Source organism: Microbispora sp. NPDC088329 (assembly GCF_040685655.1).
Lineage (GTDB): Bacteria > Actinomycetota > Actinomycetes > Streptosporangiales > Streptosporangiaceae > Microbispora.
In genome coordinates this window covers 1-7,939 of the sequence record NZ_JBFBIP010000055.1, presented here as the reverse complement: position 1 = coordinate 7,939, position 7,939 = coordinate 1, and the positions used below count along the sequence as shown (strand labels likewise).

Genomic DNA, 7,939 nt, shown 5'->3' with positions numbered 1-7,939 from the left:
TCGCGGCTGTTGGTCTCGGCGTTGCCGTAGTCGAAGCAGCAGCCGCCGTTGTAGTGCGTGCCGTCGAAGATGGCGTACATGCCCTCGGGCTGGTCGCCCTTGGCCACACCGTTGGTGGTGTTGTTGCGGTAGCCGACGCCGGGATCGACGTAGACGCCGTAGGCCTTGTGCCCGTAGACCGTGGTCGGAGCCTTGGTCGCGGTGGCCAGGTTGTCGTAGCCGCCGGCGGCCGGACCGGCGAAGCCGCCGGGAGGCGCCTGGGTGAGGCGGTTGTTGCGGCCGGACTGGTCGTAGATGATCGTGATGAGGCAGGTGGTGTTCGCGCAGAACGAGTCCTGCGCGGCGGCGTTGGCGGCTCCGCCCGGGCTCAGCACGCCGATGTCGCGGGTGGTGTTGTCCGAGGAGCGGCGCACCTGGTAGAGCGGGCCGTTGTAGGTCGCGTACAGGGCGCGGGTCGTGCTGTGCGCCGCGACGCAGGGCGTGCCGCCCGCCGCGTAGATGTCACACGGCTGCCTGGACGGCGGCAGCGGTGAGGGTGACGTGGAGGGCGACACGCTGGGTGACACCGTGGGCGAGACACCGGGGGAGGGGGAGGTGACTCCGCCCGTGCAGGTCACGCCGTTCAACGCGAAGCTCGACGGCATCGGGTTGGAGCCGTTGAACGATCCGTTGAACCCGAAGCCGGTGCTGCCGCCGGTCGGAATGGTGCCGTTGTAGGAGACGTTGGTCACCGTCACCTGGGAGCCCGACTGGGTATAGGTGCCGTTCCACAGCTGGGTGACGGTCTGCCCGGCGGGGAACGACCAGGTCAGCTTCCAGCCGTTGACCGGATCCCCGAGGTTGTTAACGCTCACATTGGCGTTGAAGCCGCCCGGCCATTCACTGGCCACCGTATAGGTGACCTGGCATCCGGCCGCGGCCGCCGACGCGGCGTGCGTCGCGGCCATGCCGGCGCCGGCCGCCAGCAGCGCGGCGACGGCCGCGGCCGACAGCTTGAGCCGGCGGCGAGAAGAGCTCACATGTCGCACAGGTGCTTGCCTTCCTCGAGATGGGCGTTCTCTCCGCGAGCGAGGAGCCCTGCTCGCGGAGACGCGGGCCGATTCCGCTCGGCCCGCGTTCCGTGTCACGGGCTCGTGCAGGTGACGCCGGTGGGGGCGGCCGAGCCGCTGCCGTTGGCGGTGAAACCGAACGTCGTCGACCCGTTGCCGGCGACGGCGCCGTTGTAGGCGGCGTTCTTGACGGTGATCGCGCCACTTGTGCCGGTGTTCACGCCGTTCCAGAGGCTCGAGATGGTCTGGCCTCCGGCCAGGGTCATCGTGACGGTCCAGCCGTTTATCGCCGACGATCCGGCGTTGGCGACGGTCACCTCGCCCTGGAAGCCGGTTCCCCAGTCGTTGACCAGCCGGTAGGTCGCCGTACAGCCGCCCGGCCGCGCGCTCGGCGACGGCGTGGGGCTCGGGGAGGGCGTGAGGCTCGGTGACGGCGTGGGGGACTGCGGCGGCGTGGGGCTCGGCGACGGGGTCGTGTCACCGCTGACCCGGTACACGACGGTGCCGTGGGCCGGCACGCTGGCCGAAATGGTGCCGTTGGTGCCGCTGAGGGTGTTCGTCCACGCGTCACGCAGGATGAACGAGCCGCCGGACATTCCGATCGCGGACGCGGTGGTGCTGATCGTGGTGGTGCTGCCGCCCTGGTTGAACAGGGCGACCGCGACGTCTCCGTTGCTGAGCTTCTTGGCCAGAACGCGCCGGGTCCCGTCGTTGCTGATCTGGCGTGCCTGCTGGCCGAGCGAGTCCTGGTTGATGGCGACCAGGTTCTGGTTTTTCAAGATCGTCTGTGTCGCCGCGTCCATGTTGCGTACGTCGTTACCGAGGATCAGCGGCGAGGCCATCATCGCCCAGAGGGCGAAGTGGCTGCGCATCTCGGTGTCGGTCATGCCGCCCCGGCCGACCTCCATCATGTCCGGGTCGTTGAACGCTCCCGGTTTCGCGTACGACGCGAGCGGGACGGTCACGTTGACGATGTTCTGGATGCCCATCGGGTATCCGTTGGTCTGACCGGTGTCCCACTTGTTGGTGATGTCCTCGGTCGTCCGCCACATGTTGGCGACGTCGCCCCAGTTGCGTTGCGGCCCCGTTTTCGAGTGGACGCTGTTCGAGTTGATGCTGTAGACGATCGGCCGCCCGGTCGCCGCCAGCGCGTCGCGCATCTTCGCGAACGTCCGGACCTGGTCGTCGATGGTGCCGCTGGGGGAGCACCAGTCGTACTTGAGGTAGTCGACGCCCCAGGCGGCGAACTGCCGGGCGTCCTGGGCCTCGTGTCCCTGGGCGCCGGTCGCGCCGGGGTAGCTGTTGAAGTACTGGGCACAGGTCTTGTCCAGCGGCGCCTGGTAGATGCCGAACTTCAGCCCCTTGCCGTGCAGGTAATCGCCGAGCGCCTTCATCCCGCTCGGGAAGCGCGACGCGTTGGCCTGCAGGTTCCCGGCGGAGTCGCGGGTCGAATTCATCCAGCAGTCGTCGACCACGACGTACTGGTAGCCGAGGTCGCGCAGGCCTGAGTTGACGATCGCGTCGGCCATCTGCTTGATCAACGTCTCTGAGATGTTGCAGCCGAACGTGTTCCAGCTGTTCCAGCCCATGGGAGGCGTGCGCGCCACGCCGTTCTCCAGGGCGACCGCCTGGTCCTGCAGGGCGATCGGGACGGTCGCGAGAATTCCGGCCGCGAGGAGAGCTTTCACCTTTCGCAAGGATCCTCCTTGAAGTGAGTAGACGAATGTGTGTGGGTCGCGAGTCCGGTGCGGCGGCCGAGCGGGATCACTTCTGGCCGCCGCACACGGGACATGCGCGAGATCTCGTGGGTGAGCGCCGGGTGCGGGTCTACCGATAGGTGATGGCGGACGACGAGTAGACGCAGTTGACGCCGTCGGCGCCGCTGCCGATCCTCGTCGGCTCGCCGCTGGTCACGCCCTTGTACTTGTCACAGACGACGACCTTCTTACTCGGGTCGTTGACGATCGTGATCTGCGAGAACCGCGCCGTGTCGCCGTAGTTGGTGTTGATACCGGCCAGGACCTTGCCGGGCGTGGTCGCCGTGACGTTCTGGATGACGACGTTGCGCTTGTACTGGGTCGAGCAGTTGCCGCAGGAGCGGTAGAGCTTGCCGAAGTTCTGCACCTGGAAGTTCTTGATGACCATGGTGCCGGGGCCGTTGTGCTGGAAGACCTTGTCGCTGGCCGCCTTGGCGCCGCCGCCGTCGATGGTCATCGTCTGCGACGACGAGGTGCCCTTGAACGTGGCCGCGTCCTCGCCGACGTCCTCCCACCACACGTTCTGCAGGGTGCACGTGCCCATGCAGTGGACGCCGTCGGCCGCGGGAGCGCCGATGACGACGTTCTTCAGCACCGCGCCGTTGGCCAGTTTGAAGATGGGCGGCTGACTTTCGCTCTGGCTGCCGCTGCCCAGGGCGCCGGTGCCGTAGTAGCGCTTCATCCCTCCGTCGAGGGTGCCCGAGACGTTGATGGTGGCGCCGACCGCCTGCTGACCGGCCGGGGACGGCCAGGCGGCCAGCCGCAGGGCGACCGCCGGGGCCGCGCCCGGAAGCGCGCTCAGGACGGTGCCGGCGGACGCGCTGCCGGCCGGGGCGGCCGCGAGAACCATCCCGGCCGCCGAGGCGGCGAACAACACGGTGCGAAATCGTGCGGACGTGCTCATTCACACTCCAGGGGAAGAACACGGCGACTTACGCCGCCGCATGCGGTGATGCCGGCTGTGGGGAACTCAGGCCGACCGGCGCTCCATCGGCGTTCACGAGGGCAAGTGGAAGCCAGATCCGGCGAAATCGCGACCTGATCCGACTGCGGTTTCGACGTTCACGCGTCGCAACCGGGAACCCCTGCCGCGCACCACCGACCCCGGCAGGAGGCCGCTTCGGCACTCAGTGTGGAAACGGTGAAGAAACCTGTCAAGGGGATCTCGAAAGTATTTCGCTCGGACGCCTGGAAGCCCATCTCTCTGGCCTGCGTCAGTCAACAAGGCGATTGAAGAACGTTTCCGCACCAAGATCCGGGACGCCGCTTTGGCCGCCGATATCCGGGCGATAATGCTTAGAACATTACGACAAGATTTCCATGAAACTTTCAGCACTCGCACTTCGCGAGCGACCGGACTCCGTCCTGGTGAGAGCAGCCGGGACGGGCCCCGGCGGGTGAGGGCCGGCGCGGAGAAGCGCCCGGACCTTGACGCGGCTCCCTCGCGTCGTGTTTGCTCCGCCGCACCACCACCACACATGCTCCGATGGAGAAGAAGCCAGTTTCGTAGATGAATTGTTAGCGCTAACAGCACATCCGTCACCTTTGCCGGCTCACGAGAACCCCGAGCCGCCCGTGCTGTCGCCGACCGCATACAGACGTGAAACGAACTCCGGGAGTACGGATGAAGATCCCTCGCCTGCGGCTATGGCTTGCCACCGGGCTCGTCGCCATGGCCGGCGCAGCCGGTGCGCTGACCGCGCCCGCCGCGCACGCGGCCGCGGGCTGCCGCGTGGACTACTCGGTGACGAACCAGTGGCCGGGCGGCTTCGGCGCGAACGTGAGCATCACCAACCTCGGTGACCCGATCAACGGGTGGCGGCTGAGCTGGTCGTTCTCCGCGGGGCAGACGATCACGCAGTTGTGGAACGGCACGATGACGCAGTCGGGCGGCCAGGTCACGGTCGCCGACGCCGGCTACAACGGGACACTGGCCACCGGCGCGAGCACGTCTTTCGGCTTCAACGGCGCCTACAGCGGCACCAACCCGTCACCGGCGAGCTTCACGCTCAACGGCACGGCCTGCACCGGCGGCGTCACCGCTTCGCCCAGCCCGGCCACAAGCCCTTCCCCGAGCCCCTCGGCCAGCCCGTCGTCCACCCCGCAGACGTCCGGCAAGCCCTGTGACATCTACGCGGCCAGTGGCACGCCGTGTGTGGCCGCGCACAGCACGACGCGGGCGCTGTACCGGTCCTACAGCGGCAACCTTTATCAGGTCAGGCGGTCGTCGGACAACGCGACCAGGAACATCGGCGTGCTGAGCGCGGGCGGTGTCGCCAACGCCGCGGCGCAGGACTCCTTCTGCTCCGGCACCACCTGTGTAATCACCGTCGTGTACGACCAGTCCGGGCGGGGCAACGACGTCTGGTACCAGGGACCGGGCGGGGCCGGCGGCAAGGACACTCCCGCGACCGCGACGTCGGAGTCGCTGACGGTCGGGGGCGGCAAGGCGTACTCGCTGTACATCAGGCCCGGCAACAGCTACTGGCGTGACGGTCATGCGACCGGCGTGCCGACCGGCAGCGCGCCGGAGGGTGTGTACATGGTGACCAGCGGCACCCACGTCAACGGCGGCTGCTGCTTCGACTACGGCAACAGCGAGACCACCCGCAAGGCCGACGGGGCCGGCGCGATGGACGCCATCTACTTCGGCACGAGCTGCTGGTTCGGCGGCTGCTCGGGCTCCGGTCCGTGGGTGCAGGCCGACCTCGAATACGGCCTCTACCCCGGCGGCAGCAGTTCCTGGAACCCCAACCAGAGGGCCTTCACCAGCAAGTTCGTCACCGCGATGCTGAAGAACAACGGCACGTCGCGCTTCGCCATCAAGGGCGGCAACGCGCAGACCGGCGGCATGACCACGTTGTGGGACGGATCGCTTCCCCGCGGTTACAGTCCGATGAAGAAGCAGGGTGCGATCATCCTCGGCAGCGGCGGCGACTGCTGTGCCACCAACACCAACCTGAGTCAGGGCACCTTCTACGAGGGAGCCATCGTCTCGGGCTACCCCTCCGACGCCACCGACAACGCGGTCCAGGCCGACGTGGTCGCCGCCGGCTACCGCTGATCAGGGCATCGGGCGATGCGTGGCCGGGTGACGGGAGGCCGGATGGCAGGCACCGAAGGCACCACGTCGACTGGGGCGACCAGGGTCACCGGGCCCGCTGAGCGGGCACTGGCCGGGATCACAATCCCTCACGCCGACGACGTGCGCGGGAGTGTGACGCTGCCGACCACGGTGGCGGCGGCGCCGGGCGCGGTGGTCAGCTGGACGTCGTCGGACCCGGACATCGTGTCCGACGAGGCGGACGGCGCGATCGCGGCGGGCGTGGTGACGCGCCCGCCGGCCGGCGCCGGCCCGGCCGAGGTGACCCTGACGGCGCGCGTCACCGTCGACGGCGCCGAGGCGTGCCGCGCCTTCGTCCTGACCGTACGGCCCGCGGTGCGTCTCGCCCCGTTCACGCGGTACGGCATGGCGAACTTCGCCAGGTCGAACTGCCAGGCGGGACAGCAGATCTACATGGCCACGAGCGTCGGCGACGACCCGACCCGCTGGGTGGCCGTGAACGACGGGCGGATGGTGCTCCAGTCCACCGAGGGGATGCACGCCGTACGCGATCCGTCCGTCGTCCGGTCCCCGGAGGGGGACAGGTTCTACCTCATCGCAACGGACCTGAACGTCGACGGCACGGCGTACGGGTGGAAGGGGTGGGACTGGGCGCAGAGCGGCGCCGGCCGCCACATCGAGGTCTGGGAGTCCGACGACCTGCGGACCTGGTCGGAGCAGCGGCACGTCCGCGTGGCCCCGGACGAGGCGGGGATGGCGTTCGCCCCGGAGGCGATCTGGGACGAGGCGATCGGCGCCTACGTCGTCTACTGGACGTCGTCCATGTATCCCCCCGGGACGTACTACACACCCGACCGCGACGACCCGAACGGCCGCTATCCGCTGACGAGGAACCAGACCCTTTACAGCACGACGCGCGACTTCGTGACGTTCACGCCGGCGAAGGTGATGAGCGGCAGGCCCGGCCACGGGACGCTCGACGCCGTCATCATCAGGGACGACGAGGACGGGTCGTACCACCGGTTCGTCAGCGACCGCGTCTCCACCGGCGTCGGGGTCACCACGTACGTCCCCGGGTGCGCCTCGGAGGACATCTACCAGGAGCGGGCGACGTCCGTGCTCGCGCCGCCAGAGGACTGGACGGTCGTCAGGGGCTGCATCACCCACGACACGATGACCACGACCTACGCCGAGGCGCCGATGGTGGTCAAGGCGAACCCCGGCGACGTACGCGGGAAGGGCTACTACCTCTGGGCGGACCAGAAGTGGGCCGGCGCACCCGCGGGCAACCCCATGGAACAGCAGCTCAGCCCTTACTGGGCCAGGGACCTCGCGTCGGGCGAATGGACTCCCATCACCTGGCAGACGCCGGACTACGACCTGGCCGACGGCGTCATCCGCCACGGGAACGTCTTCGCGCTGACCCAGGCGGAACACGCCGCCCTGCGCGGCGCGGACCTGTCGTCGGTCTCGGTGAGGACGCCTCCGGCCAGGACCGTCTACGCCGTCGGCGAGCCACTCGACCTGTCGGGCCTCGTGGTCACGGCCGACTACACGGACGGCGTGAAGGACGAGGTCCTGGCCGAGGGGTACGGCGGTTGCTCCGTGTCGGGATACGACCCGGCGAAACCGGGGACCCAGGCGGTGACCGTCTCCTACACAGTGGCGGACACGACGAAGACCGCCTCGTTCCCGGTCCGCGTCGTGGGTGCGTGAGCCGGCAGCGACGCGGTCCCGGGGTGCACTCGTAGTGCCTGGACGGCCAGGCCTTCCGCGGCGACGGAGCCCGCGGAGTAATCGGGTGCACGGGCTCCGCACCGAGAGCCTGCTTCCCGGGACGAAAGAAGAGTCTGGTCTCGTGCTGCCGGCCCACACCGCAGAAGCGGGCTCCAGCAGCGACGACGCCCTGCGGATGCTCGCAAGCCGGGCCGCGACCCGCGAGCACCCGGAGAGCCGCTCCTGACAAGCACTGACGTGCTCAGGCCCCGAGGGGTGTGCCCCGGCTGTTGAGGATGAGTTTCTCGATGCGCTTGCGGCGGCGGGAAGCGGTCAGCCGGAAGGCGAGGAAG

At 68.7% G+C, this 7,939-nt stretch carries 5 protein-coding genes; 2 read left to right on the top strand and 3 right to left on the bottom strand.

Going from position 1 to position 7,939, the window contains the following annotated elements; translation table 11 throughout:
* The 3 genes from AB0O28_RS39710 to AB0O28_RS39700 form a co-directional block, all read right to left on the bottom strand.
* The coding region (locus AB0O28_RS39710) for an arabinofuranosidase catalytic domain-containing protein (RefSeq protein WP_363648192.1) at positions 1-1,019 on the bottom strand (1,019 nt) is incomplete at its 3' end.
* 104 nt (positions 1,020-1,123) lie between these two features.
* Positions 1,124-2,737 (bottom strand): cellulose binding domain-containing protein, encoded by a 1,614-nt coding sequence (locus tag AB0O28_RS39705; protein ID WP_363648194.1) that lies wholly within the window; start codon positions 2,735-2,737, stop codon positions 1,124-1,126.
* A gap of 139 nt (positions 2,738-2,876) precedes the next feature.
* Positions 2,877-3,710, bottom strand: coding sequence for a pectate lyase (locus AB0O28_RS39700; RefSeq protein ID WP_363648190.1), 834 nt, complete (start codon positions 3,708-3,710; stop codon positions 2,877-2,879).
* Positions 3,711-4,430: 720 nt separating this feature from the next.
* Here AB0O28_RS39700 and AB0O28_RS39695 point away from each other — a divergent pair.
* Both AB0O28_RS39695 and AB0O28_RS39690 read left to right on the top strand, forming a co-directional pair.
* A complete protein-coding gene (locus AB0O28_RS39695; protein WP_363648188.1) occupies positions 4,431-5,870 on the top strand; it encodes an arabinofuranosidase catalytic domain-containing protein in 1,440 nt (479 codons plus the stop codon).
* 42 nt (positions 5,871-5,912) lie between these two features.
* On the top strand, positions 5,913-7,586 hold the full coding sequence (locus AB0O28_RS39690) for an immunoglobulin-like domain-containing protein (RefSeq protein WP_363648186.1): 1,674 nt from the start codon (positions 5,913-5,915) through the stop codon (positions 7,584-7,586).
* The last annotated feature ends 353 nt before the right edge of the window (positions 7,587-7,939 follow it).